This is a genomic window from Sporosarcina sp. P16b, assembly GCF_002743065.1.
Taxonomy (GTDB): domain Bacteria; phylum Bacillota; class Bacilli; order Bacillales_A; family Planococcaceae; genus Sporosarcina.
Window position 1 is genome coordinate 81943 of the sequence record NZ_PDYO01000006.1, and the last position, 25375, is coordinate 107317.

At 38.9% G+C, this 25375-nt stretch carries 26 protein-coding genes and 1 riboswitch; of the genes, 16 read left to right on the plus strand and 10 right to left on the minus strand.

What is annotated here, in order from left to right:
• Nucleotides 1-45 precede the first annotated feature (45 nt).
• Both CSV77_RS09290 and CSV77_RS09295 read right to left on the minus strand, forming a co-directional pair.
• A complete protein-coding gene (locus CSV77_RS09290; protein WP_144034670.1) occupies nt 46-219 on the minus strand; it encodes an RNA polymerase sigma factor in 174 nt (57 codons plus the stop codon).
• Between the two features lie 122 nt (nt 220-341).
• The gene (locus CSV77_RS09295) at nt 342-1118 is read right to left on the minus strand and encodes a DUF2935 domain-containing protein (protein ID WP_099673189.1); all 777 of its coding nucleotides are present in this window, start codon (nt 1116-1118) and stop codon (nt 342-344) included.
• A 144-nt stretch (nt 1119-1262) separates the two neighbouring features.
• On the opposite strand from CSV77_RS09295, the gene nadX reads away from it, so the two are divergent.
• The 7 genes from nadX to CSV77_RS09330 all read left to right on the plus strand — a co-directional run bounded on the left by nadX (nt 1263) and on the right by CSV77_RS09330 (nt 8563).
• A complete protein-coding gene (nadX, locus tag CSV77_RS09300; RefSeq protein ID WP_099673190.1) occupies nt 1263-2045 on the plus strand; it encodes an aspartate dehydrogenase in 783 nt (260 codons plus the stop codon).
• A 342-nt stretch (nt 2046-2387) separates the two neighbouring features.
• Entirely contained in the window at nt 2388-2627 is a 240-nt protein-coding gene (locus CSV77_RS09305; RefSeq protein WP_099673191.1) for a hypothetical protein, read from the plus strand.
• 69 nt (nt 2628-2696) lie between these two features.
• The gene (locus CSV77_RS09310; protein ID WP_199203731.1) at nt 2697-2975 is read left to right on the plus strand and encodes an RNA polymerase alpha subunit C-terminal domain-containing protein; all 279 of its coding nucleotides are present in this window, start codon (nt 2697-2699) and stop codon (nt 2973-2975) included.
• Between the two features lie 508 nt (nt 2976-3483).
• The gene (locus tag CSV77_RS09315) at nt 3484-4668 is read left to right on the plus strand and encodes an AAA family ATPase (RefSeq protein WP_099673193.1); all 1185 of its coding nucleotides are present in this window, start codon (nt 3484-3486) and stop codon (nt 4666-4668) included.
• A gap of 15 nt (nt 4669-4683) precedes the next feature.
• Entirely contained in the window at nt 4684-6126 is a 1443-nt protein-coding gene (locus tag CSV77_RS09320) for a VWA domain-containing protein (protein ID WP_099673194.1), read from the plus strand.
• 111 nt (nt 6127-6237) lie between these two features.
• Nucleotides 6238-7770, plus strand: a complete 1533-nt coding sequence (locus CSV77_RS09325; protein WP_099673195.1) for a DEAD/DEAH box helicase — start codon at nt 6238-6240, stop codon at nt 7768-7770.
• A gap of 13 nt (nt 7771-7783) precedes the next feature.
• Nucleotides 7784-8563: a YqhG family protein gene (locus CSV77_RS09330; RefSeq protein WP_099673196.1), complete on the plus strand. Its 780-nt coding sequence runs from the start codon at nt 7784-7786 to the stop codon at nt 8561-8563.
• A gap of 54 nt (nt 8564-8617) precedes the next feature.
• Here CSV77_RS09330 and CSV77_RS09335 read toward each other — a convergent pair whose 3' ends face one another.
• From CSV77_RS09335 to coxB, 3 genes are read right to left on the minus strand one after another with little or no spacing between them, the layout of a single operon-like run.
• On the minus strand, nt 8618-9187 hold the full coding sequence (locus CSV77_RS09335) for a cytochrome c oxidase subunit 3 (RefSeq protein ID WP_099673197.1): 570 nt from the start codon (nt 9185-9187) through the stop codon (nt 8618-8620).
• Entirely contained in the window at nt 9184-11100 is a 1917-nt protein-coding gene (locus tag CSV77_RS09340; RefSeq protein ID WP_099673198.1) for a cytochrome c oxidase subunit I, read from the minus strand. The genes CSV77_RS09335 and CSV77_RS09340 overlap by 4 nt, the downstream gene beginning before the upstream one ends.
• 58 nt (nt 11101-11158) lie before the next feature.
• Nucleotides 11159-11851 (minus strand): cytochrome c oxidase subunit II, encoded by a 693-nt coding sequence (coxB, locus tag CSV77_RS09345; protein WP_099673199.1) that lies wholly within the window; start codon nt 11849-11851, stop codon nt 11159-11161.
• 246 nt (nt 11852-12097) lie between these two features.
• On the opposite strand from coxB, the gene CSV77_RS09350 reads away from it, so the two are divergent.
• From CSV77_RS09350 to CSV77_RS09380, 7 genes are all read left to right on the plus strand, one after another.
• On the plus strand, nt 12098-12976 hold the full coding sequence (locus CSV77_RS09350) for a c-type cytochrome (RefSeq protein ID WP_233192608.1): 879 nt from the start codon (nt 12098-12100) through the stop codon (nt 12974-12976).
• 295 nt (nt 12977-13271) lie between these two features.
• Nucleotides 13272-13595: an IS110 family transposase gene (locus tag CSV77_RS09355; protein ID WP_255407096.1), complete on the plus strand. Its 324-nt coding sequence runs from the start codon at nt 13272-13274 to the stop codon at nt 13593-13595.
• 16 nt (nt 13596-13611) lie between these two features.
• A complete protein-coding gene (locus CSV77_RS09360) occupies nt 13612-14130 on the plus strand; it encodes a transposase (protein WP_158232055.1) in 519 nt (172 codons plus the stop codon).
• A gap of 88 nt (nt 14131-14218) precedes the next feature.
• Complete coding sequence (locus CSV77_RS09365) at nt 14219-14908, plus strand: response regulator transcription factor (protein ID WP_099631868.1); 690 nt, start codon at nt 14219-14221, stop codon at nt 14906-14908.
• A complete protein-coding gene (locus CSV77_RS09370; RefSeq protein ID WP_099673201.1) occupies nt 14905-15909 on the plus strand; it encodes a sensor histidine kinase in 1005 nt (334 codons plus the stop codon). Before CSV77_RS09365 ends, CSV77_RS09370 begins: the two co-directional genes overlap by 4 nt.
• Nucleotides 15910-16012: 103 nt before the next feature.
• Nucleotides 16013-16774, plus strand: a complete 762-nt coding sequence (locus CSV77_RS09375; protein ID WP_099631870.1) for an ABC transporter ATP-binding protein — start codon at nt 16013-16015, stop codon at nt 16772-16774.
• Nucleotides 16764-18707 carry an ABC transporter permease gene (locus CSV77_RS09380; protein ID WP_099673202.1) on the plus strand — a complete coding sequence of 648 codons (1944 nt, stop codon included), beginning with the start codon at nt 16764-16766 and terminating at the stop codon, nt 18705-18707. The genes CSV77_RS09375 and CSV77_RS09380 overlap by 11 nt, the downstream gene beginning before the upstream one ends.
• Before the next feature lie 46 nt (nt 18708-18753).
• Here the strand turns inward: CSV77_RS09380 and CSV77_RS09385 are convergent, their stop codons facing one another.
• The 4 genes from CSV77_RS09385 to CSV77_RS09400 form a co-directional block, all read right to left on the minus strand.
• Nucleotides 18754-18975: a hypothetical protein gene (locus CSV77_RS09385; protein WP_099673203.1), complete on the minus strand. Its 222-nt coding sequence runs from the start codon at nt 18973-18975 to the stop codon at nt 18754-18756.
• A 251-nt stretch (nt 18976-19226) separates the two neighbouring features.
• A riboswitch (cobalamin riboswitch) is annotated at nt 19227-19417 on the minus strand.
• 149 nt (nt 19418-19566) lie between these two features.
• Nucleotides 19567-20910: an MATE family efflux transporter gene (locus CSV77_RS09390; RefSeq protein WP_099673204.1), complete on the minus strand. Its 1344-nt coding sequence runs from the start codon at nt 20908-20910 to the stop codon at nt 19567-19569.
• Nucleotides 20907-21374: a GNAT family N-acetyltransferase gene (locus CSV77_RS09395; protein ID WP_099673205.1), complete on the minus strand. Its 468-nt coding sequence runs from the start codon at nt 21372-21374 to the stop codon at nt 20907-20909. Before CSV77_RS09395 ends, CSV77_RS09390 begins: the two co-directional genes overlap by 4 nt.
• Before the next feature lie 66 nt (nt 21375-21440).
• The gene (locus CSV77_RS09400) at nt 21441-21995 is read right to left on the minus strand and encodes a TetR/AcrR family transcriptional regulator (protein WP_099673206.1); all 555 of its coding nucleotides are present in this window, start codon (nt 21993-21995) and stop codon (nt 21441-21443) included.
• Nucleotides 21996-23000: 1005 nt separating this feature from the next.
• Between CSV77_RS09400 and CSV77_RS09405 the strand changes: the two genes are divergently transcribed.
• Entirely contained in the window at nt 23001-23237 is a 237-nt protein-coding gene (locus CSV77_RS09405) for a 4-oxalocrotonate tautomerase (protein ID WP_099673207.1), read from the plus strand.
• Between the two features lie 57 nt (nt 23238-23294).
• Here CSV77_RS09405 and CSV77_RS09410 read toward each other — a convergent pair whose 3' ends face one another.
• Nucleotides 23295-23912 carry a TetR/AcrR family transcriptional regulator gene (locus tag CSV77_RS09410; protein ID WP_099673208.1) on the minus strand — a complete coding sequence of 206 codons (618 nt, stop codon included), beginning with the start codon at nt 23910-23912 and terminating at the stop codon, nt 23295-23297.
• A 169-nt stretch (nt 23913-24081) separates the two neighbouring features.
• Here CSV77_RS09410 and kynU point away from each other — a divergent pair, with 169 nt between their 5' ends.
• Nucleotides 24082-25365, plus strand: a complete 1284-nt coding sequence (gene kynU, locus CSV77_RS09415; RefSeq protein WP_099673209.1) for a kynureninase — start codon at nt 24082-24084, stop codon at nt 25363-25365.
• Nucleotides 25366-25375 lie beyond the last annotated feature (10 nt).

The following is a 25375-nucleotide window of genomic DNA, read 5'->3' on the forward strand; positions in this document are numbered from 1 at the left end:
ACCAGCTTCGCAAATAATCTTTACAGCGGTTGACTGTAAGTTTGGTTAAATAAGCACGTAATTTTCCTTGTTCTTGATAGTTCGACTTCTCATAAAAGTGATAAAAACTTCCTGTGCGATATCCTTCGCCGTTTCAGGGTCACGTAAATAAAAGTATGCCATCTTCAATAAATGTTCTCCATACTTATCCACTATGTGCTCCAGTTCCACCGAATTCATTTCCACCACCGCCCCTCTACTACTATAACGAAGCACAAATAGAAATAGTTTTAATCTGCTGAAGTTTTACATAATAAATAAAAAAACATGACAAGGAAATTCCCGTCATGTTTTAATGAAAATTAGTTTACAACCTGATCTTCAAGATTTTTCCACAGATGGTGGGCTTCTCTCGCAATATGTTCTAGCAAATCAGGCGGAGCGGTCGTGACCGCAGCACAGGCTTTGATCAGTTCACTTAATTCCAGCTTAAAAGCTTCAAGAGCTTTTGCTTCTTTTATCACCATTTGATTGAATGTATTCAACACGGGTGATACTTCATTGCGTGGTCTACGGATGATGGTCTTCAAAGCTTGCGCTTGTAGTAGAAGGTTTTCAAACTTCCTAGTCATCGCGCGCACTTGATCGTGTAATTCATAGTTGGAAGCATCCACGTAATGGCTGATGAATAGTAAGTGGTCAAGCATTTGACGAAGCCAGAAGTTGCTCTCATGTAATGTTGCATCCGCTGGTGTGATGTAAGAATTCGTTTCAATTAATTTGAACACACGCTCTGCTTCCTCAGCTTCCCGAATCATGTGATCAAGAAGGGAAGTAGGGGTAGAAATAATTACATCGCAATGTAACGCACGATCCATCGTATGCAGGAGTAAATCAGCGAACTCTTTTGTAGAACTCTTTGCCTCGTCGATAATTAATCCGATATCACCGGTTTTAGATTCAGTCTTTTTAAAAATTTTCCCCATGCGATCGATCATTTGCTGATTGGCACGTGCTAACTCTAACTCATGGTGACTGATTTCTCGATCGAAAAACTCACCGTGTTCAAAATTATTGCGCACCCAAAAGTCGATAATACCGTACGTATCCCGTTCATAATTATCTGTATAACCAGTCACTCATACATACCCCCTAATTTATCTATCTGTTATCCATACCATCCTATTCGTACCTTGTGTTGTTTATGTATAGATAGGGTATTGAGATTGAAAGTCATCTATTTCTGGAAGAAATGTATATACTGAAGGAAGAGGTGTTGTAAAATGAAAATCGGCATAATCGGGACTGGCAATATTGCGCAGTATCTTTTAGAAAGTATTAATGGGAACAGCAAAGTGGACGGTGAAATTATTTCTATATTCGGTCGAAACCAAGAGGTGGGACCGAGATTAGAAACACAGTACAGTGCAACGTTCTATACGGACTTTCAGGAGTTTATTCAATCTCCTATGGACGTAGTCGTGGAAGCTGCAACGATTGAAGTAGCGATGAAGCATATGGAAGAAGTGCTGGAAAATAAGAAAGACATGATACTGAGTAGTATCGGGGCATTTAAAAATGTTGCGTATTTGAATGAAATGAAAGAAGTGGCGCGGAAGAATCAGCAACATATTTATCTACCTTCAGGAGCGATTGGTGGACTGGATCTTCTACAATCAGCAAATTCACTAGGTGGATTAAAGGAAGTACGCATTACGACTAGAAAGTCCTACCCATCACTAGGACTAGATGTGAAGTCTGTGGAAGAATGCATTTTTGATGGTGTAGCTTTAGAAGCAATTGGAAAATTCCCTAAAAACGTCAATGTTGCATTACTATTATCCATTGCAGGACTCGGTGCGGATAAAACGGCAGTACGCGTCATAGCAGATCCGAATATTCAACGGAATACACATCTTATTGAAGCGAAAGGTGATTTCGGCAAAATGAATTTACTAATCGAAAATGAGCCAATGCCAAACAACCCTAAAACAAGCTATCTTGCAGCGTTAAGTATAGTATCTACTTTACAAAATAGAGGAAATGCGATTACTATAGGAAGCTGATTAAAGTGAAGATATTTCATAAGTATGGAGACAAAGAGAAGGAACTCTATGTAAAATTAATAGATGACATCCTGTCGCTTAGTAGAATATGTTTTAGGTAATCGAAATAAGGAAGTAGAATAGGTATACGAGATGAAAACTGGAAGAGTTTTTCAGTATGATATTGGTTCACTTTCTTCCGCATTCAGGCGCGATTGTTTAATAATTATCTCTATTTTTTTGAACTAACGAGTGCTTTATTTGAAGATCATTGAGCTATTTAGACGGCCTTTTTTGTTCAATTAAAGTGGCAGTTTAGTTGAATAAGGATAATTAAAATTAAGAAAGAAGGAAAACGTTTTGATGTGGGGATGGGGAGAATTTCTTGCAGGATCAATAGCAATATCTATTTTAATATTTGGAATTCTTTACTCAAAGGAATCCTATGAAAAGAATTGTGGAAAATCTAGTTCAGGGGATGGAACTATAATAGGAGAGCTACTTGCTGCTACCTTAACAAATAGTCCCTACTACGTTTTGAAAGCATTCTTTATTTTGATAGCAATCTTTATTTTGGTTTGTATTGTCATATCGAAAATGTAAAAGGCAGTTGTTGGAAGTATGTTATATTGGATTTGGAAATTAGTGGGAGTGTTACTATTGAAAGCAAAAATGAATTTAAGGGTTTGTGAAAAAGGGCATACTTATTACAAAAGTAGTGACTGCACAAGTTGCCCTACTTGTGATAAAGAGAATAAACCAAAAAGTGGATTCCTATCGAAATTAAGCTCACCTGCCAGAAACGTCTTAGTTCATAATGGTATTGATACTTTACAAAAACTATCAAAATACACCGAAAAAGAAATTCTGAAAATCCATGGCATTGGACCCGCTTCCTTACCAATTATGAGAAATTTTTTAGAAGAAGAGGGTTTATCATTTAAAGAATAATACTGTATTTTCTTATAAATTATACTTGGTTGGATAGATGATCCAGCATCAAGCAGGAGGACTCTATCTATGAACCCTAAATGGAATGAGAAACTTGGTTAGGTCATTGAAAACATATTAGTCATGGATCGCTTAGAGCATCTGTAACTAATGAGTTGTCGACGGAAGAGGACATATTTTCCACAATGCCTTTGCTGTACATCAATCTAAAGAAGGCTTTGAAGCATTTTATCAAAGAATTCAATGTGATAAATCTTACTAAAAATTAACACCCCTTAAGCTAGACTTTTACAAAGAGTCTAGCTTAAGGGGTGTTTTTTATACAGCGTGTGGAGCGTTGTTATGATTTTAGATGTTTGCTGTGTTTATCGCTCCTAAAGAATAAGCTTGCCATCAGTAATAATCCATTAAGGAATTATGGATTGAGCGGTTAAAATCCTCCTATTACAGTCACACTGTTACATAAAGAAAACAATGACTGGTTATTATGAATTGAGGGGATGTCTATATGGATACTACTATAAAGAAGTTACATGAAATAAAAAAGGCATTGAATGCAAAGTTCTTTGAACGTGAAAACGAGGTAGAAGGAATCTTAATAGCTCTCCTATCCAAACAACATATGTTAATGATTGGGCCAGCTGGTACAGCAAAATCTGCACTATCAGTAGAACTAGCAAAAATCGTGAACGGCACCTCCTATTTTCAATGGTTACTGACAAGATTCAGTACCCCGGAGGAAGTATTTGGACCGCTGTCGTTAAAAGATTTAGAAGAAGGCGTATATAAGCGCAATACGGCAACAAAAATGCCAGAAGCACATTTGGTATTTTTAGATGAAATCTTTAAAGCAAACTCTGCTATATTAAACAGTTTATTGACCTTAATCAACGAAAGACTATTTTATAATGACGGACAACCTATTAAAGCACCCTTAATGTCAATCATTGGCGCTTCCAACGAATATCCCGAGGAAGGCGAAGGTCTAGAAGCTTTATTTGACCGCTTCCTATTACGATTTGAAATTAATTTCATTGCAGATGAATCGAACTTTGTATCCATGATGAAAGATGAAGGCGAACATGTCGAAATTCCGACTATGCATTTAGATGAGTTAGTGCAACTTCAAAGTATGACCAATAAAGTGCATATTTCAGATGAAGTATTTGATACATTGTCTACAATTCGAAGAGAACTCCAGGACGAAGGAATACAGCCGTCGGATCGTCGATTCAAACAATCTTTAAGTATCTTGCAAGCGAGAGCTTTGATCAATCAAAGAGAATCCGTACAGGCGGATGATATGGTGATTCTTCAAAATGCACTCTGGGAGACTTTGGATCAAAAAGAGACGGTTTGCCATATTGTCCGTAGACATTCACAGGACAGTTTAGCACAAAGACTTTTAGCAATTGAAAATGAAGCGAATGAGATCTATGATTGCGCGGTACGTGACCAGTCAACAGAAGCAGGTATGGAAGCGGTCCAGAAGATTTCTGCTTTATCAACCGAATTAAATAATTTAAAAGAGCAATATGGAAGCCGTATTACTGAAGTGGATCATTTACAAAAACAAATTACTATCTTGAAAAATGAAGTAGAAAGCAGCCGAATGGATACTGCTTACTACGGTGAAATGAACGAAAGGAAAGTTGTAAATGGTGAGCGGCGTGGTGTCTTCTTCAGAAAGTAAAAGGAGTGATATTCTATGAAAAGAAGTAAAATAATTAGAGATCATCGCTCCGTACTGAATACAGACGCATTTGATAAAAGACGCTTTAAAGAACTGTTCGGGATGTCAGACGGTTTGCAAAAGGTCAGGGAAGAAGGACAATTACCTACTACAGAAGCGTTGCTTGGCGATGTTTGGGCATCGTTATATAAAATGAAACCACGAATTTTACCTGAGCAAATGGATCCAGCACTGAAAACGAATAAAACCATTATAGAAAAGCTAATGAAAGATGAAAAGTTTGAGGGATATAGAAATTTTACTCGACTGGATGATCTCGCTGCAACTGTTTGTACCGTAAAGTTGGTTGAGAAAATTAATCAATGGCTAGCGGAAGCACTGGCTATGGATGAAGACTTACTAAAGAAATTGGAAACTGTAAAAGCGCTACAAAATGACGTGCCGATTGTACATTTGGATCGACAACAGGACGAGATAGAAGATGGACCTATCCAAGAACTGGCCGATGCTACTGATAAGTTAAACGATCAGCTTGAATTAACACTTGAAACGAATGGCGAACGATTTATGCAAGCGATCGATGAAGCGGTTGAAGAATCGATCAAAGTAAAAGATAGCCTGATTTCTTTGATGGGCGGGAGTAGTGTCGGTAAAGGGGACGCAGAGTTAAAAAAAGTACCATTGCGTGAACAACTGGCAGTAGCAGATCAACTAGCGATGGATCCAAAAATGCAGGAAATTGCAGAGTGGGCTGGTCGTTTTCAAGAAGTGGCGCGGAAAAAGCAGAAGACGAACTATGTGGAGGCGATAGAGAGACGTGGCGTAACTATTGGAAATGAAATAGAACGTCTCCACCCGATGGAATTAGGACTATATTCAAATGACTCGACGAAAAAAGATTTTCTGCGGCGCTTTGCGGAAGGAAACACCATGCAGTTTGAACAGAAGAAGCGAGAAAATCTTGGCAAAGGTCCAATTGTTTTTTGTCTTGACCAATCGGGAAGTATGAAGTTGTTTGATACTCAGTCAAAAGGGTTCATCTTGGCACTTCTATCCATCGCCAAGAAACAACGCCGGGATTTATGCGTTCTATTATTTTCTACAACCATTCAAAAAGAAGTATTTACTAAAGGTAAGATTACGTCAAATGAATTTGCACGACTTGCTAGAACATTTTTAGGTGGCGGAACAGACTTTACACTGTCACTGCAAGGTGTCCTTGAAGTAATAGATGACAGTACATTTAAACATGCAGATGTCATTTTTGTTAGCGATGGAGAAGACGAGATTAGCGAATGTTTTCTAACGGAATTCAATGATAAGAAAAAACAAAAGGAGTTCAAAGTACTTACATTAGCGATAGGGAAAGATACAGCCGTCGCAGAATCATTCTCAGACCGTGTCTTTCATATCACCGATTTTGATGACGAAGGAAGCTTTATTGCTTTTGAAATTTAATTGATGTAAATCCCAAAACTCTCAGTACGCGAAGGGTCTTTTTTGTTTATCATAATATTAAATTTTTGGGGTATTCTAATCAAAACATACAAGCTAGTTGAGGTGATTGGAATGCTAATTGAAAGATCGTCTTCTTGGAAAGAAGGATTTATTCAACGACTTGAAAACCATGAACCATGGAATAATGCGTTGCTGTATAACATGAGCTATGAGATCACGAAAAACAACTTAATTACTGATTTTACTGGATTGCAGTCACTTGCTTACTTACCAAATGTAAAACCGTTACCTCATCAAATAAAAGCGGCTGAACGAGTGATTGAACAGATGAACGGTAAAGCGATTTTGGCGGATGAAGTCGGGCTTGGTAAAACCATTGAAGCAGGTCTGATTATCAAGGAATATTTGCTGCGAGGTCTCGTGAAAAAAGTGCTGATATTAGTACCAGCTTCTCTAGTTAATCAATGGGTGGAAGAGCTATATACGAAATTCCACATCCCTGCGCTGTTGTACAAAAAGAATTATGAGCTCGATTATGTAGATGTAGTCGTCATGAGTATGGACACAGCCAAACGCAGTCCGCATAAGGAGAAAATTTTTGCGCAAGATTATGATTTGATTATTGTAGATGAAGCGCATAAATTAAAAAATCATCAGACGATCAGTTATGAATTTGTACAAAGTTTGAAGAAGAAATTTTGTTTATTGCTTACAGCAACACCGATCCAAAATGATACGTTTGAATTGTTTTATCTAGTGACGTTACTTAAACAAGGCCATTTAGGAAACTATGAGGAGTTTTCCTCAGTGTTTTCTGCTAAAAATCGTGATGAAGAGCGAGATAGTTATTTAAAAGAGCTAGTCAGCCAAGTCATGGTACGTAATAGGCGGCAGGATACGGGTGTGGAATGGTCCACACGAAAGATTCATACAGTTCCTATCACATTCACGGACAATGAAAGACAGGCCTACACTGCTATATCCAATCTGAAACAAATATCTCCGCTGTTTTCCGATGCATTTTCCACGATGACTTTACAAAGGGAAATGTGTAGTAGCCCCGACGCCACAATGGTTACATTGAAGAAGAAACTGCAGGAATGTAAGCAGGTGGAAGAAATCTCCTATGTGGAAGATGTCATCAATCAATTGGAAAAATTGCCGATTCATTCTAAAGCTAAAAAGGCGGCCGAATTGATTGCACAAGCGAACGAAAAAGTGATTATTTTCACTGAATATCGTATGACGCAATTATATTTGAGTGACTATCTGTATGCGAATGGGATTTCGAATGTTATTTTCAACGGTAAGTTAAGCAAAAGCAGCCGGGAGTGGATTAAGCATTTATTTAAGCAGCAAGCGCAAGTATTAATCGCGACAGAGTCTGGAGCAGAGGGGATTAACCTGCAATTTTGCCATCACGTCATCAATTATGATCTTCCTTGGAATCCAATGAAATTGGAACAGCGGATTGGTCGGGTACATCGACTAGGACAAGAACACGATGTACAGATTTATAATTTGGCTGTAAAAGAAACGATTGATGACCATGTGGTGAAAGTGCTACAAGGAAAGATTGAGACGTTCGAACAAGTTGTAGGCGAACTAGATGATATTTTGGAAATGAAAGAACAGTCTGTGTGAAGGAGGAGAATGTATGCATTCGACAGAAATCCATACGTATCTTCACAGATTCTTCACGGAAAATAACTGTGAAATACTTCATGGAAATGAACATTATCTAACTGTGCAACTAACCATCGATATGGATAAACGAATTATGAACCGCCCTTTTTATTGGAGATATATTGAAAGCGTCAATGAAATACCGAATCCGGCACAGCTCACGCTAATTACAAATATGCAGCAGTTGCAAAACGGGATGAAAGGAGAAGTAATTCATCTAGGATCTCCGCGGCTACATCAATTATTTCGATTGACCAAAGAGATGGGGCAGTATGTGAAAATGTACGAGCGCATAGTAGACACTAACGAACAGCGGATTTTAACTCCGTGGGTGGGTGTAAATTATAAAGTGTCATTCACCAGCCATCAAACGAAGGAAATATTGTATTCACTAGGCATCAATTTGATGACGGGTACTGTCGTAAAAGAGTTTCAAGAGACTATTGGTATGCGGGATTTGTCCGAGCAATCGTCTGAACAAGTATTTCACTTACCTTATATCATCACGCCTATTCGCGCACTTGATCGATTGGATACTGTGATCACTCAAGTAATTGAAGGTCAAGATCTAACGTGGGTGGAGGAAGCGGAAAAGAGATGGAGGAAAGACCAAGCAGTATTAGATTATTTCTATGAGGGACAGGAACCGAAACCTGAGTGCTATGAGATGGAGAAGCAAGCGATGGAAGAGCGTTTTAAACCGCGCATTACGGTGGATGTGGTGAATGGTGGGTTATTTTATTTGAAATAAAAAATGCGCTGTTGAAAGTGTAAATAACTTTCAACAGCGCGTTATTCTGTTTATTCATAAATAAGGGATGTAAACAATCACCAAAATCACGATCCAAACAAGATCCACAAAGTGCCAGTAGTAAGAGAAAATCTTTTGCTTCTCTAAAAACAAGGTATATGGAATCTTTCTTTTGAAATGAATAAGTATGATCGTGAGCCAACCGCAACCGAATGCCACATGGGCTGCGTGGAGACCAACTAATACATAAAAAGCACCCATAAAAACATTAGTTCTTGTGGTATAGCCTGCCTGAATATAAGACGCAAACTCATTGATTTCAACCCCAAGGAAAGCGAGGCCTAACAAAAGTGTGATGAGCAACCAAATGATTGTAGCTTTCCCATTGTCCTTCTTTAAATAACGATCCGCCATGAAAATCGTTCCACTACTCGAAAGTAAGAAGACTGAAGCCAATACAACAGTTTTCCAATTGAAAATATCGAAAGGTTGTGGGCCACTTGAAGCAGGGGTATAAATGAAATAGGTGATAAACAATACCGTGAACATGATTGCTTCCACTCCTAGATAGATAAGGAAGCCTAACTGTTTATCTTTAAATAAAGCTGTCTCTGCATTATTCATTTTACATCCCCCCTTCCGTAAACCGATTCCCGTTCATCATTGAATGAGCGGACGATGAATAGAACGAATATGGTAGCGCCACTAATGGCGGAAATCCAATAAGATTGATAGATCAAACCGAATCCTGTTACGAATATCGCCAAAGCCATAAGGAATGGTAATACCGTATCTTTCGCAATCGGAGCGTAACGAGGATTTTCTGCTACTTTCATGTTTTCGTTATGTTTCTTTGCATACCAATAAGCATCTGTTCTTTCAACCAACGGCATAGGTGTGAAGGAGTCTTCAGGCGATGGAGAGGCGACACTCCACTCTAGGGTCCTACCATTCCATGGATCGTTTCCTGCCGGCTGGGCGTGGCGAGTGGTTCTTACGATATTGATTATGAAAACGATGATGCTGATCCCCATCAGGAATGCACCAATCGTACTTGTAAAGTTTAAAGCGGTGATACCTTCATCTGAACCATACGTGTAGACCCGACGAGGCATTCCTTGTAAACCCGTGATGTGCATTGGCAAGAATGTCATGTGATAACCTGCGAGGAATAACCAAAAATGCCATTTCCCTAATGTTTCGTTCAGCTTGAAGCCGGTGATTTTGGGATACCAATAATATAGTCCTGCAAAAATCCCTAAGATTGTAGAAGCCAAAATGACGTAATGAAAATGTGCTACAACGAAATGCGTGTCATGGAATTGAAAATCCGCTGCGGTCAGTGAGAGCATTACGCCTGTCACCCCACCCATAACGAACGATGGAATAAAACCAATGGCAAATAGCATGGGAACAGTAAACACAATTTTTCCACCACGCATAGTAAATAGCCAGTTGAATACTTTCAGACCTGTAGGAATCGCAATGGCCATTGTAGTCACAGCGAAAAACGTATTGATGATTGGCCCGAGACCGACAGTAAACATATGGTGTACCCAGACCATGAATCCTAACACACCAATCATCAGTAAAGAGACAACCATTGCTGGATAACCAAATACTTTCTTTCTTGAGAAGGTCGAGATAATATCCGAGAACAGTCCGAATGCCGGCAATGCCAGAATATAAACTTCGGGGTGTCCGAAAAACCAGAATAAATGTTGCCAGTAGACAGGATCACCATCTTCGCCTGAGAAGAATGTCGTCCCGAAGAGTCGGTCGAACATTAGTAAATACAGTGCAATTGCAAGTACTGTAAATGCGATCAAGATCAAGAAAGAAGTGATTAAAGCAGCCCAAGGAAATAAAGGCATGCGCATTAATTTCATGCCGGGCGCACGGTTCCTGATGATAGTGACAATCATATTCAGCGCGGTTAATAAAGTACCGAAGCCTGCAATCTGGATACCAAAAACATAGAAGTTGGTGGCGGCTCCTGGTGTATACTGAACTGTTGAATAAGGTGCATAGCCTGTCCAGCCAACAGCAGGTGAGCTGTCGAGGAAAAAGGCTGAACCGAACATAACGCCACCTGCGACAAACAGCCATAGGGACAATGCATTCAAGAATGGAAATGCTAGATCACGTGCCCCGATTTGTAATGGTACGGCTATGTTCATTAATCCGAGCAATAAAGGCATTGCTGCGAAAAAGATCATCATAGTACCGTGTGACGTGAAGGTTTCATTATATTTCTCTAACTGATAGACCATAAAGTTATTATTCGGTAAGGCTAGTTGCATTCTGATGAGTAAGGCGTCAAGACCTGCCCTCAGGAAAAATAGAAAACCGAATATCATATACAATGTACCGATTTTCCGATGATTGGTTGTTCGTATGTACTCCCAAATGACGGGATACTTATGTTTTCTGACTACATAAATGATAGCAGTAGAAAGCAAGATAATGAGCAGACTCCAAGCGATGACCAGATCGATCGTCAGAAAGATCGTTTTTCCGAAAAGTGGGATGTGCATAATAGTTTTCACTCCTAACAGTATGCGTAAATGGCAACATCGGGATGCTACCATTTACTTAATTATTAATATAGTTTTCATATTCTTCTTTGGAAACAACCTTAACAGTAAATGTCATATTTGTGTGCTGAATACCACAATACTCGGCGCATTTACCTTTGTAGACACCTATTTCAGGCTCTTTAATCTCATTGACAATAGGCTTGTTAGGGATTAAATCAACTTTTCCCGCAAGTTCCGGTACCCAGAATGAGTGAATCACATCTTCTGTGGACAGATGGAGAATGATTGATTCACCTTCAGGTAATATGAGTAAGTTTTCTTCTGTTTTATCCGTATCATAAGTGAATGTCCATTGAAATTGTTTGGCGGAAACATGAATATGTACACCTTCATGGCGGGATTCAGCTTCAGCCACTGGGGATTGATGATATGAAATCCAGAGAGCAGGAATAGATAATATGACGAGTAGTATAATGGGAATGATTGTCCAAGCTAGTTGAAGATGTCTTTTTTGCTTATCATTCAAATAGTTAGTGGGATCATGTTCCCGTTCTTTCTTATAACGATATGTAATGATGATCTTGACGAGTAAAAAAAACACAACTGCAAGCACTAGAAACATAATACCGAAACCGAGCCAAATTAGAAAAGCCTGATCTTTACCTGTAGTACTTTTAGGATTTAGTACAGTGATATTTGAACAGCCGGAAAGTAGTAGAAGCGGAAACAATAAACGGATTTTTTTCACTCACATAACTTCCTTCCTATATGTAATACTATTTACTTAAATGCCCTTCCCTGTCTACTTGGAATAAAACATAGAATTACTAAATTTATAAAGAGAGAAGGATATTTCATGGAAAATAAGGCTTAATAGAAGGCTTAGTGATACATAACTAAAGAAAAATATTTATTTTTTGAATAAAGTTGTTATATCAAATGTAGAAACGGGTACGTGATTACTAGAGCATGTAATGTAAGGGGGGATATATTGGTGTATATACGCAAATCAGTCGGCACAATGCTATTATTGTTACTGATAATCTTAAGTGCATGTGGCCAAGACAAAGGATATAGCGAAGCAGATATCCGCGAAAACTTACAAAACCTAGACCCTGATGATCCAAAAACTACAAAAATCGAACGAGGGAAAGAACTTTTTGATAATACGAATGCTTTACTTCCTGAAAACGTGGGTAATAGTCTGTCTTGTATCAGCTGTCATGGAGATGGCGGACTGTCAGCAAATTCACCGATGGTCGGAGTGACTTTGAAATATCCGCAAGAGCATCATGGAAAATGGACGACGATTGAAGATCGTGTCAATGGGTGTTTTATCCGCAGTATGAATGGAGCGGAACTTGAGCAAGGCAGTGAGGAAATGAAGGCGATGGTTGAATATTTGACGTTCATCTCAAAAGATGTAAAGACGGATGAGGATATTACATGGAGAATGAATAACAATAAAGATTCAATTCCTGAACCAGATGTCGAAAACGGTCAGCAACTGTTTACAGCTAAAAACTGTATTTCTTGTCATGCAGGAGATGGTTCAGGTACAAGTGACCATACAGGTCCGGCACTTTGGGGTGATGGTTCATTTAATGAAGCAGCAGGTATTAACCGTATCAATAAAGCAACAGGTTACATTCAAAACAATATGCCTAAAGGTCAGGCAGGTACGCTGACTGATCAAGAGGCTGCCGATTTAGCTGCGTTTGTGTTATCACATGATCGCCCCGAAGGTGATCCTAAAAAGGTTGGAGATTACCATAAAGATCCCGAGCGTGATTATATTACAAAGGAACGTCGTCAAAAGATTCGAAACGGTGAATTTGATTGGACGGAACTTGATGTCGTTGAAAAGAATTAATCAGAGTTTACTAGTAGCCCAGTTGAACAGATGTAGTATCTGTTCAACTGGGTTATTTTCATTATGTGTGAATATAAGATAAACTAATAGCGCATAAGAAACTATATGACTGCTTCGCAATCTCTGCCATGACGGAAAGGTAGCACGTCCAGTATAATGAAGATAGGTAATACAACTTCGTACGTTTAATGGGTTTTGCCGAACCTGTATAAAAACTGGATGAGCTTCTTACCACGAGCGATCAGCCGATTATGTCTGAGAACGTGGAAATAAAATTTCTATAGCTCCGTTTCATATTACACTTGCCAATCCTCAACATCTTAAGAATGTTCCTGGACGAAAAACAGATATGAAAAACGCTGAATGGATTGCCCAGTTGGGTCGTTATGGTCTTATTCAGGCTTCGTATATTCCCGACTTCGAAGTGATGGAATTGCGATTACTGACGAGGCGCAGACAGTCCTACATGCAAAAACGAACGCAGGCCAAAAACGAACTACACAATGTGCTTCAACGATCCAATATTAAACTCACTGGCTACTTGTCGGATATTTTTTCAAAGACAGGACAAGCCTTACTCCGACTATTTATTGACCGCGATGGATGGGAAACTAAGTAGGATCAATCGTCGATTATTGGAAGATTCTTTCGAGGAATATCATTTTTATTCACGAAAGATCAAGCAGATAGAGGAAGACATTGAACGCTATATTTTGGAGTACTTTCCGGAAGAGTACGCGCTGCTGATGGAAATCCCTGGTGTGAAACAACAGAGTGCCGCTGTTATTTTAGGAGAAATTGACCCAAATGTAGAGGCCTTTCCAACAGTTGGACATTTAGCTTCTTGGGCAGGGGTTTCTCCAGGGTCTAATGAAAGCGCAGGGAAGAAAAAAAGTTCACGCACCACCCAAGGGAATAAATATTTGAAAACAGCACTGTATGCAAGTGGTGGGATGGCCGGTCGATCGAAGGATCCAGCCTTTAGTTCACTCTATTATCGTATTTCCGCTCGGGGATCGAAGATGAAAGCCGTGGTCGCCTGCGGTTATAAATTATTGAGGGTTATTTATAAAGTATTATCGGAACGAGTGCATTACAACAAAGAAAAAGCCCTAGGATTGCGGCAACAATCAAAGGACTTTCTCCCAAATTAAAAAAAATTCGCATGTCTATTATAACATAGGTAGTGCTTTTTTTTGCTTTTTTCAACTTATTCTTTCAAATAAAAGTGTGGTGAGTTCATTGTTTACAATTATGCTAATAGAAGATGATCAGACATTATTTGAGGAAATAAAAGAACGTTTAACGCAGTGGTCTTACTCTGTGGCGGGAATCGAGGATTTTGGAAATGTACTGCAAGAATTCACAGAAATCAAACCGGACCTTGTCATCATCGATATCCAATTACCAAAGTTCGATGGATTTCATTGGTGTCGGATGATCCGAACGCATTCGAATGTCCCAATTATTTTCTTGTCTTCACGGGATCATCCAACTGATATGGTGATGTCGATGCAACTCGGGGCCGACGATTTCGTTCAAAAACCATTTCATTTTGATGTATTGATTGCAAAAATCCAAGCAATCCTACGCCGTGTGTATAGCTATAGTGCCGATCAGACATTGGAAGTGAAAACGTGGTGTGATGCCGCTGTGGATTTTGTGAAAGGTACGCTCACCAATGAAAAAGGAACTATTGAGTTGACGAAAAATGAAATATACATCTTGAAAATATTAATAGAAAGAAAGAATGAAATTGTATCAAGGGAGGAAATCATTACGAGCCTTTGGGATGATGAACGATTTGTTAGCGATAATACGCTGACAGTCAACGTTAACCGTTTGCGTAAACGGATCGCGGAAATCGGCTTAGTAGATATGATCGAAACAAAAGTGGGGCAAGGGTATATGGCGAAGGAAGAACAATTATGATCCAAATATTTCTTAAAGAACGTGCTAGTTGGATACTGTTCTTCATCTTCTCTCAACTGCTCGTTATGGCAATGGGCTATTTGGACACGAGCATTCCATTTTTGTCTACTGTCTATATAACATTCATTTCCTGTTTATCTTTCGTTATATTTATGACCATACGTTATGAAAGAGAAACAAGGTTCTTTAAACACTTACATGCGTTGGAATCGTCACTCGATCTAACTGCAATACCTGAAGCTAACAGTCCTTTCGAAGCCATTACTTCTGAAAGGATGTCCGAACAAATTCAAGTGTTTAAACACCAGTTGAATGGATTGCAAATTAGTTTGGAACTTGAGAAAGATGACATGTTGAATTGGATACATGAAGTAAAAACACCTCTGACAACGTTGCAATTAATGATTGAACGAACGGAAGATCTAGCGCTCCGATCACAGTTGATGTACGAGTGGCTTCGGATTCATCTATTACTTGATCAACAACTACATCAAAAGCGCATCCCCTTCATTCGGAATGATTTATATATCGAAAAGACAGACGTGCAGAAATTGCTATTTCAAGAGATAAAATTGTTAAGACAATGGTGTATGCAAAAGCGCATTGGTTTTGATATATCATTGGAAACTGAAGAAGTTTTGACTGATGCAAAATGGCTCGGCTTCATTATCAGGCAATTGCTGACGAATGCGGTGAAATACAGCGAGGATTCGGACATAAGTATCCGGAGTACTAGTAAGGATGGAATCATCACGCTATCGATCGAAGATGTTGGGCAGGGAATTGCTCCAAGGGACTTGTCTCGCATATTCGATAAAGGTTTTACTGGAACAGCAAACCATCAACATCATGCTGCCACAGGAATGGGGCTGTACTTAGTAAAACAAGTAGCAGAATCCCTTTTGATTACATTTAAAGTAGATTCAACAGTAGGAGAAGGTACGCGGTTCTCTTTGATCTTTGCGAAAGAAAATGAATTGATCCGTATAGCGCGTATGTAGAGGCATGTGACATAATCGTCACATGCTTTTTCTAATTGTCATATTAAAGGCAGGAGAAAAATCTATACATTGATTAAGATAGAATGAACAAGGAGTGATAGACATGGTGATTTTACAAGCAACAAAAATCTATAAAACATACGGCAATAAATTCAATAAACAAGAAGTATTGAGTGCGCTGGACCTCAAAGTACAAAAAGGTGAATTCGTCAGCATCATGGGGGCATCAGGCTCGGGGAAAACGACTCTATTGAACGTGCTTTCATCTATTGATCGTGTTAGCCAGGGAACGATCAGTATAGAAGGGCAGAATCTCAACGACATGAAAGAAAAGCAAATGGCGGAATTTCGAAAACGTCATCTGGGCTTCATCTTTCAGGACTATAACCTACTCGATACGTTAACAGTAAAAGAAAACATACTACTTCCACTATCCGTGCAAAAAGTGTCTAGAAAATTAGCCAATGAAAAGTTTCATGCAGTGGCGGAGGAATTGGGTATTTCGGAAATCGCTACTAAATATCCAAATGAAATATCAGGGGGGCAAAAGCAAAGGACATCTGCCGCACGAGCATTCATCCATGATCCGAGCATCATTTTTGCGGATGAACCGACAGGCGCTCTTGACTCAAAGGCGGCATCCGATTTATTGAATAAACTAAGTGATCTCAATACGAAACGAAATGCCTCTATCGTCATGGTCACCCATGATCCTCTCGCCGCAAGTTTTAGTGAGCGTGTCGTGTTCATCAAAGACGGACAAATTTATACGCAACTGAATAAAGGAGACCAAACGCGTAATGAATTTTTTAATGACATAATCAAAACGCAAGGTGTGCTGGGTGGTGTGCAACATGACGCTTAATCAACTAATCTTCCGTAATATCAAGAAAAACCTCAAGCATTATTATGTGTATATCTTTGCGCTGATTTTTAGTATAGGCTTGTACTTTTCATTCGTGACTTTGCAATTCGATCCAGCATTGGACGATGCAACAGAAGGAAGAAAAGGTGCTGCAGCCATTAAATCAGGTTCAGTTTTTCTGATTGTTATTGTGTCTGTATTCTTGCTATATGCTAACAATCTATTCATTAAACGACGCAGTAAGGAGATTGGATTATTCCAATTGATTGGGATGACGAAAGGAACTGTTTTCCGTATTTTAAGTGTGGAGAATTTCGTTTTATACGTCGGTTCTCTCATTGTAGGGATATTCTTAGGGTTTTCGATGTCACGATTACTCATGCTGATTCTATTTAAGGTCACTGGTGTAACGGATGTTGCGACTTTGCGTTTCTCTTCGGAGGCATTACTTCAGACGCTGATCGTATTTGCAGCAATCTTTGTATTGATTTTGATCATGAATGCACTATTCATTAAACGTCAAAGTATATTGTCGTTGTTCCGTGTGACTACCGTGACACAACAGCGGGTGAAAAAGATGACAGTATTCCAGGCGATCATCGGTGTGTTCGGTATTCTCCTCATTGTATCCGGCTATTATTTATCATCCCGATTATTTAGTAGTGTATTTCTTGGAAATCAGCTATTTCTAGTGATGATCGTCATATTAGCTTCTGTGATCGTAGGCACCTATTTATTTTATAAAGGATCTGTCAGCTTTATCTTTAACTTGATTCGTAAACGCAAAGGGGGATATCTGAACGTTAACGACGTGCTATCACTCTCTTCGATTATGTTTCGGATGAGATCCAATTCTCTTTTATTAATGATTATTACATCTTTATCTGCACTATCCATAGCATTACTTTCATTAAGTTATATATCGTATTACTCAGTAGAGAAGTCAGTGCAGCGAACTATTCCTGCCGACTTTACCATTCCTGATACTACGCGTGCAATGGAATTTACGCAGACACTTGACAGTGAAGACATAGCCTTTTCAGAGTCAGCTATTGATCTATTGACTATACCTGTTGATTTGTCGAGAGTTATGTCTTTTACAGGTGAAGAAAGTCAAGATATGAGTTATACCGATACACAGATGATTGTCATTAGTGATGCAGTATTGTCGGAGATAGACGTAGCAGAAAAGGGAGTGCTCTTCGTCAACTCCGATAGTCTGACGGAAAAATTCTTAAAGTTTCAAAGGAATCAGCAAGTAGTATTCCAAGGCAAAGAGCATGTATATAATCTGACACTGAAAGGGACGGAAAGAGTAGCAGTTCTTCCAACACGTGTAACTTATGGTTTTGTTGTTGCGGTAGTGGATGATCAAGTATTCCGGAAAATGAATGTAGATAAAGATCCTTCCATTACACCCGAATTTACTGAGTATCATGGCGTGGATATCGAGAATGAAAATGATCTCGAAAAAGCGAATGAACTATTTAATGTGTTGGGAATAAACGAATGGGCAGGACATGAATCAAAGCTTGAGGAAAGAACGAAACAGATGCAAAGTGCTGGCATGATCATGTTCATCGTGGGATTCCTTGGCCTCGCGTTCCTTGTTACGTCAGGCTGTATCCTATACTTTAAGCAGATGGACGAAAGTGAAGATGAAAAGTCGAACTATACTATTCTTCGTAAATTAGGCTATACACAAACGGATTTACTAAAAGGGATTCAACGAAAGCAGTTATTTAACTTTGGTATTCCGTTAGTCGTCGGTCTCTTACACAGCTATTTTGCTGTAAAATCCGGCTGGTTTTTATTCGGTACTGAAATGCTGACACCAACGATTATCGTAATGTTAATCTACACAGCACTATATTCTATATTTGGTTTGCTTTCCGTGTTGAATTATAAGCGTGTGATTAAAGATTGTTTATAACAGATTAATACCCCTGACGGCAAGGTCAGGGGTATTTTATTATGAATTAATTACTGCCTACTAATTCGGCTACTACGATTTGATATGCTTTATCTAAATTGACCAATTGTTTAACTTTTTCTGTTGAGTTATTTCTGCTATCCTCGGAAATTTGTTTCTTTACATCTTTCACCAATATGGGAAGGGGGGTAGAGTGAGTACCCACACGGCCTGACATTAGTGAGTCCTTCAATAAGTTTGTAAAGTCCTCGATTGTTTGATTGTGCATGATTCATTCTCCTCATCGTGTGTGTAATTGTTCGTTGACATAAAAAAACATCCGTCCCGTATATACCAGGAAGGATGTTAAGTGGGAAGCCATGACGAATTAAACGGTTCGGCAGGAAATACATTTATGTTGGATCGACAGAAACTATATCGAAGCCACCTAAAGAATGTCCTGATTCCGTTTTTTCGTACGTCGGCTTGTGTATGATTTTTCATAAGCCGCACTTGACACCTCCTATCCGCGTAGGGTATTGGTGTGTACTGATCTAGGCAGGTCTCCTGGCTCGTCTTCGACATATAATTCACCTTCCCATTTCCCTTGCAGCGAAACAGTGGTAACGAATTATATTCCAACTCACAGTTGCGGGACAGCATCGGTTTTTCACCGATTTCCCTTTTAAGCGTTTAAGAAAAATAAACGCACCTATCTCTAACACGATATTCAGTTGCCCTTTTAGTATATCACTCTTATTTATGAAAGGAACAAAAATAGGACAGCATCCTCTACTACATCACGAACAGACCCTAATCCTAAGGAACACGCTACTTGGAACAACGATTTATGTTTCCGTCTCGTTCTATGGTTTAAAATCTAGCCAATTAACGAATGTCGAGGAGCTTTTCTTTGATATAAGTAGACACCAACAAATACGACAAACTCAGAGGCTGGAATGGACAACCAAATACCGTTCAATCCAAAGAAGTGGGGTAAAATCATCAAGAAAATCAACATAATGATAATTTCGCGAGAAGCAGTGATCCAAATTGCCATCCGTACATTGCCGATAGACTGATAATATGTCATCATCACAAAGTTCGTACCTGTGAATAAATAAGCGAAGAAAAATAGATTAATTCCTGTAGTAGCCAAATCTCTTACGGCTTGTGGGAAGTCCCCGAAGATCGATACGATAGGGCCTGCCGCGAATTGACCGACAAGGAAGAACACAGCACCTGCAATGACAACGGTGAGAGTGGCCTTTTTTATAGTTTCCCTCATCCTTGCCTGGTTGCCGGAGCCTTGATAATAACTGATAAGTGGCTGAATCGCACCACCCATTCCAAGGAACAGCATGAGCATGACACTGTGTACATAGTTCAAAATAGAGAAGGCCGCAACACCTTCCGTGCCGGCCATCCGTTCGAACGCGATATTATGTGTAATGGTAAAGAAAGAGATCCCTAGCTCGGAAAGGAAGCTTGGAAATCCAACAAATAGAATGGCTAGAAACAGCTTTTTATTAAACTTCAAGCGAATCAGTTTCAAGTTATTGTTCTTTTTTAAGAAGTGGGTTGCGAGTACTAGCATACCTATGAATGATGCAATAATGGTGGCGGAAGCAGCACCGGCAACACCGTAATCAAAAATAAATAAGAATACATAATTCAGGACGATGTTGACGACAGATGTCACAATTAGCCCAGTCATTGACAGATTCGGTGCTCCATCGTTGCGTACGAAAATGCTAAACGTGTTTTCTACAGTAAAGATAAAGCCAAACAGTAGAATGACAAATAAATATTGTGAAACATAAGGGAAAGTAGTCGTATTGGCTCCCAGTGCGTAAGCTAACGGATCCCTAAAAATAAAAGCAGTTAAACCTACTATAATGGTGGATAAGAAAATGGAAAAAATAGCATGTGTGAAAATCGAACGAGCTTTCAGCACATCTTTGGAGCCCATTGCCATCGAGTATTTCGTGGCGGCACCTATACCAATCCATAGGGAAATAGCAAAAAAAATCGTATAAACGGGAGCCGAAATTCCGACTCCCGCTAATGCTTCTGCACCTAATCGATTACCGACCATGATGCCGTCCGCTACAATATTGATTGCCATCAACAACATACCGATAGTTGACGGTATTAAGTAACGCAAAAAGATACGTCCTACTGGCTCCGTATCCAATTGATTTAACTTGGGTGAAAAGCTCATTGCAAAGGACTCCTTTGAAGGTCAAGTTCCATGATAAGACAAGGGAATTCACCCAAATCATCAATTTGTCCATTTAACTTAAATCCGAACTTTTCATATAAGTGTTTCGCTGCTTTATTATCTGGATAAATACTTAAATAAATCTTGTCACATTGATATTTTTCTTCCATTCTGGTAAGTAGAAGTGTTAGGAATCTGCTGGCATAGCCTTTTCCTTGGTGATGCTGATCGATCATAAAGCGATCAAGCCATACATTGCCTGTATCTGCCTCACGTCCATGCATTGCATAACCGACTAAATCTTCTCCATCATATAATCCAATGGACTTCCATTCTGGTTCGAATTGTGATTGTGCTAGTGAAAATGAATTGCTTTCAATAAAGTTCTTTTGGTTTTCGTGTACGGATAAATAGGCGACATCTTGCCAATTTTCATTCGTTACCTCACTCGCGTGGAGGCTCATAATTCCATCTCGCTTTCAATTTTGTGTAAAACGGTAAAACTATTTTTGTTTTATCAGTTTATTTATTCATCGCTTTATAATAAACCCAAACAACAGAATATCCACTATGGAATCCAGTGCTTCGGTTACAGTCATACGATTTTCATAGAAAAACTTTCGATCAAGCGTGGAGTTCGTTGCATCTATGATCAACTTCATCAGTAACTCTACGTTTTGATCTGCAATGATTCCTTCATAAATTCCTTGTTCAATCAATTCGCGGAGTTCATCCCATTCATTAAGTGCTGCGTGGACGCGTTCCCATTGTTCGGGATGCGTTTTTTTCATCTGATCAAGAATTTGCCAGTTATAAAAATCATTGTATTTCGGAATGACTGTAATGACTTTCTTAATCTTATCTACAAGAGGTAGTTCTTGGTCGTTCATAATCCTATCGGTTTTTTCGTCGAACTCCTGTAATGTTGAGTCTATAATCGCATCTAAAATTTCTGTTTTGGAAGAAAAGTGTTCATACAAAGTCCGTTTGCTAATACCCAGTCTTTTGGCTAAATCATCCATTGTGAACTTCATACTTTTCTCATGAACTTCTTCAAGGAAAGCCTTCATAATACGTGCTTTCATTTATCGTACTCCTATCCCTGTATACAGAATGAAAACTAAAAAAACACATATAGTTTTCATCGTTCTTCTACTAGTATAAATACTTTTTATATAAAAAGCAAAGCCTATTGCTTTAAATAGTGTTATTTAAATAAATAGGCTTATAAGAATCTTAAATAGAATGATTTTATTGTATGCGTACAGGAGAGTGTGTGGCTGTATGGCAGAAAAGAAATTGGTTGTAGCTGTTGCCATATTACGTGCAGGGGTGATAGTCGGTCCAAAAGGTTCTTCTTTCCAATTTTATCGAAGCTAGTTAGACGTCTCCCCGTAATGATTTTACCTAAATGGACATGCTCTAATACACAACCTACAGCATTGGATAATGTGATGAAATCATTAAGTTCATTAATACTGGACTATGAACCGGCGCTACAATCTATCGATATAAGTGGCCCTGAGGACATGACATATAAGTCAATGATGGAGGAGACTACTGAAGTAGCTTACAGGTAGTCTATTAGTGGATCCGTATTCCAATGAACGTGGCAGAATGGTGTTTCGAAAGATTTTGGGATTGAATGAAGTAATTATTGCGATTCATGACTAATTACCTTCCATTCCATGGTTTGTTTATTACATAACCCAAGCCCAAATGCATGCATTTGTCATGTTTTGTTTCCGTTAATATATGCATAAGCTTAGTGGGATTGAACGTGAACGATTAGGAATTGCCGCATCTACTGTACGATAAAAATCCGGCTTCGCAGTATTCCACTGTGAATCTGATTTTATTGTCTGGAATGAATGAACTCTCCTACATATTATAGAGAGGCTTTTTCGTGCTCTGCGTCCCATTAGTATAGGAATAATATGACCTTATTGATGTGTTGTTGAATTCAACTTAACAATATAATCAAACACCAGATGAATGTCCATCAAGTATATAAAGCTTATTGAAGGTACTACTATCAATGGAAGTGAATTAGTTAAAGAGCGTTGTAATAGATGTAGTAGTGATATAGCATGAAATACAAAACTATAAAACAGAGGTGTAATATGCCAATCATTCAAGTTCAAGTGCTAGAAGGAAGAAACAAAGAACAGATTAAGGGGTTAATCAAAGACATCACGGAAGCAACGGTCAAGAATCTGGAGGTTCGTCCTGAACAAGTACGAGTTATTGTGACAGAAATACAGGATGCAAATTGGGGAGTAGGCGGTTTGACAATGAAAGAAATTAAGCAAAAACATCAATCATAAATAATAGATTGTACAAATTCGATAAAAAGCGAACTTACCCAGATGGGAGTTTGCTTTTTACGTGTTATATAAACCGTCCACATACATAGCTGTTAACGTATTTGCAATTTCTTCAATCGAAGCTGTATTGGTTTTATGAACTACTTCCCACTGAAAGCCTTCATTTGCGAAGAACCAAAAACGTGCAACGAGGTTGGCTTGCAGATCAGAGCGAGCTAGCCCACAAGACTGTGAGTATGTAATATCATTCGTAATATAATAAATATATGATTCGCGTATTTCATTCCATTTCATGTTCACTGCTAAAGACAGACCGATGGCTTCAGAGAATACCTTCATGATTTGATGGTTTTTTTTTGCCATATTCAAAAATAGCATCACTTGCTTATGAATCAAGGCTTCTGCCTCTTGCTTTGAAGAGGGTGCAAATGGAGTATTCGCCATATCCAAAAACTCTTGCATCACATCCTCGATGAGCATGATTAATATATCATCTTTCCCTTTGAAGTAGACATATGCTGTACCATAACCCGTCTTCGCTTTCTTAATAATTTGTGTAATGGTGGTTTTTTCAAAACCATTCTCATAGAACAGCTCTTTAGATGCCTCAAGCAAACGCTTCTTTGTAGCAATAGATCTCAAACTTCTTCCGTCCGTAATCTCTTTTCTATTCATCGGACTGCCTCCTTTCTAATTGAATTGTACCTATTGTAGCGCACATATTTTATTCATACAATGAAGTATTTGATATTTAACTCTCTGAAACTTGCACAGAAAGATATTGACACTGTGTCAATTAACTAATAGTATTAAGTAAATTCAGATTATTGGAGGCATTTACACTATGTATATAAAAAAAATGATTACAGTTGAAGAAGCTAGAGAATACGATGCGCAAGATGAGTTTCGGCAATACCGTGATGAGTTTTTCCTTCAATCAGGTCAAATTTATATGGATGGTAATTCACTAGGACTTATGTCGAGGCGGGCTGAAGTCAAAGTCGATGAACTTATGGATTCTTGGAAGCAGTTGGCGATTCAAGGTTGGACAAACGGAAAACATCCGTGGTTCTACTTGCCAGAGAAATTAAGCGCTATGTGTGCACCGCTTATTGGAGCGGAAAGCGAAGAAGTATCAATTTGCGGATCAACAACGAGTAATATCCACCAAGTAGTATCCACTTTTTATAAACCAAGAGGAAAAAAGACAAAAATATTAGCTGATGAACTAACATTCCCTTCAGATATTTATGCACTTCAAAGCCAGATTAAACTACATGGATACGATCCTGATGACCAGTTGATTCAAGTGAAGAGTCGTGACGGAAGAATGATTGAAGAGGATGATATTATTGCTGCAATGACCGATGAAATAGCTTTAATCTTCTTGCCTACGGTATTATATCGCAGCGGACAACTATTGGATATTGAGCGATTGACGAAAGAAGCTCATAAACGTGATATTCATATTGGTTTTGACGCATGTCATTCTATTGGTGCAGTGCCTCATCAATTTAGTGAATGGGAAGTGGATTTTGCTGTTTGGTGCAATTATAAGTATTTGAATGGTGGACCCGGGTCTGTTGCAGGACTTTATGTTAATAAGAAGCATTTCGGAATTACACCAGGTCTTGCAGGCTGGTATAGTTCTAAAAAGAATAAGCAGTTTGATATGAGTCACACATTGGATGTTGAAGGGTCAGCAGGGGCTTTCCAAGTTGGAACGTCTCATGTACTGAGCTTGGCGCCTATTATTGCTTCATTGGAGCTATTTGTTGAAGCAGACATTGAAAAGGTACGTCGGAAATCCCTTCATATCACTCGCTTTATGCTTCAGTTGATCGAACAAGAGTTAGATGGATTAGGTTATTCGATTGGCAATCCAATGGAGGATGAACGCCGTGGCGGCCACATTTGTCTAGAGCATGATGAAGCCATCCGAATATGCAAGGCATTGGTTGCAGAAAAAGTAATCCCAGATAATCGTCCGCCAAATATTATACGACTGGCACCGATTGCTTTTTACACATCATATGAAGAAGTCTTCAATACAGTGCAAATTTTAAAACGTATTGTTCTTGAAAAGCACTATGAGCAGTATGGGAAAGAACGCAATGTGGTGTCATGAAAAATGAGGG

Bases quoted from the DNA above. Each gene is read 5' to 3' on its own strand.
- CSV77_RS09290 (WP_144034670.1), bottom strand. From the start codon at position 219: ATGAATTCGGTGGAACTGGAGCACATAGTGGATAAGTATGGAGAACAT.
- nadX (WP_099673190.1), top strand. From the start codon at position 1,263: ATGAAAATCGGCATAATCGGGACTGGCAATATTGCGCAGTATCTTTTA.
- CSV77_RS09305 (WP_099673191.1), top strand. From the start codon at position 2,388: ATGTGGGGATGGGGAGAATTTCTTGCAGGATCAATAGCAATATCTATT.
- CSV77_RS09310 (WP_199203731.1), top strand. From the start codon at position 2,697: ATGAATTTAAGGGTTTGTGAAAAAGGGCATACTTATTACAAAAGTAGT.
- CSV77_RS09315 (WP_099673193.1), top strand. From the start codon at position 3,484: ATGGATACTACTATAAAGAAGTTACATGAAATAAAAAAGGCATTGAAT.
- CSV77_RS09320 (WP_099673194.1), top strand. From the start codon at position 4,684: ATGAAAAGAAGTAAAATAATTAGAGATCATCGCTCCGTACTGAATACA.
- CSV77_RS09325 (WP_099673195.1), top strand. From the start codon at position 6,238: ATGCTAATTGAAAGATCGTCTTCTTGGAAAGAAGGATTTATTCAACGA.
- CSV77_RS09330 (WP_099673196.1), top strand. From the start codon at position 7,784: ATGCATTCGACAGAAATCCATACGTATCTTCACAGATTCTTCACGGAA.
- CSV77_RS09335 (WP_099673197.1), bottom strand. From the start codon at position 9,187: ATGAATAATGCAGAGACAGCTTTATTTAAAGATAAACAGTTAGGCTTC.
- CSV77_RS09340 (WP_099673198.1), bottom strand. From the start codon at position 11,100: ATGCACATCCCACTTTTCGGAAAAACGATCTTTCTGACGATCGATCTG.
- CSV77_RS09370 (WP_099673201.1), top strand. From the start codon at position 14,905: ATGATCCAAATATTTCTTAAAGAACGTGCTAGTTGGATACTGTTCTTC.
- CSV77_RS09375 (WP_099631870.1), top strand. From the start codon at position 16,013: ATGGTGATTTTACAAGCAACAAAAATCTATAAAACATACGGCAATAAA.
- CSV77_RS09380 (WP_099673202.1), top strand. From the start codon at position 16,764: ATGACGCTTAATCAACTAATCTTCCGTAATATCAAGAAAAACCTCAAG.
- CSV77_RS09385 (WP_099673203.1), bottom strand. From the start codon at position 18,975: ATGCACAATCAAACAATCGAGGACTTTACAAACTTATTGAAGGACTCA.
- CSV77_RS09390 (WP_099673204.1), bottom strand. From the start codon at position 20,910: ATGAGCTTTTCACCCAAGTTAAATCAATTGGATACGGAGCCAGTAGGA.
- CSV77_RS09395 (WP_099673205.1), bottom strand. From the start codon at position 21,374: ATGAGCCTCCACGCGAGTGAGGTAACGAATGAAAATTGGCAAGATGTC.
- CSV77_RS09400 (WP_099673206.1), bottom strand. From the start codon at position 21,995: ATGAAAGCACGTATTATGAAGGCTTTCCTTGAAGAAGTTCATGAGAAA.
- CSV77_RS09405 (WP_099673207.1), top strand. From the start codon at position 23,001: ATGAAATACAAAACTATAAAACAGAGGTGTAATATGCCAATCATTCAA.
- CSV77_RS09410 (WP_099673208.1), bottom strand. From the start codon at position 23,912: ATGAATAGAAAAGAGATTACGGACGGAAGAAGTTTGAGATCTATTGCT.
- kynU (WP_099673209.1), top strand. From the start codon at position 24,082: ATGTATATAAAAAAAATGATTACAGTTGAAGAAGCTAGAGAATACGAT.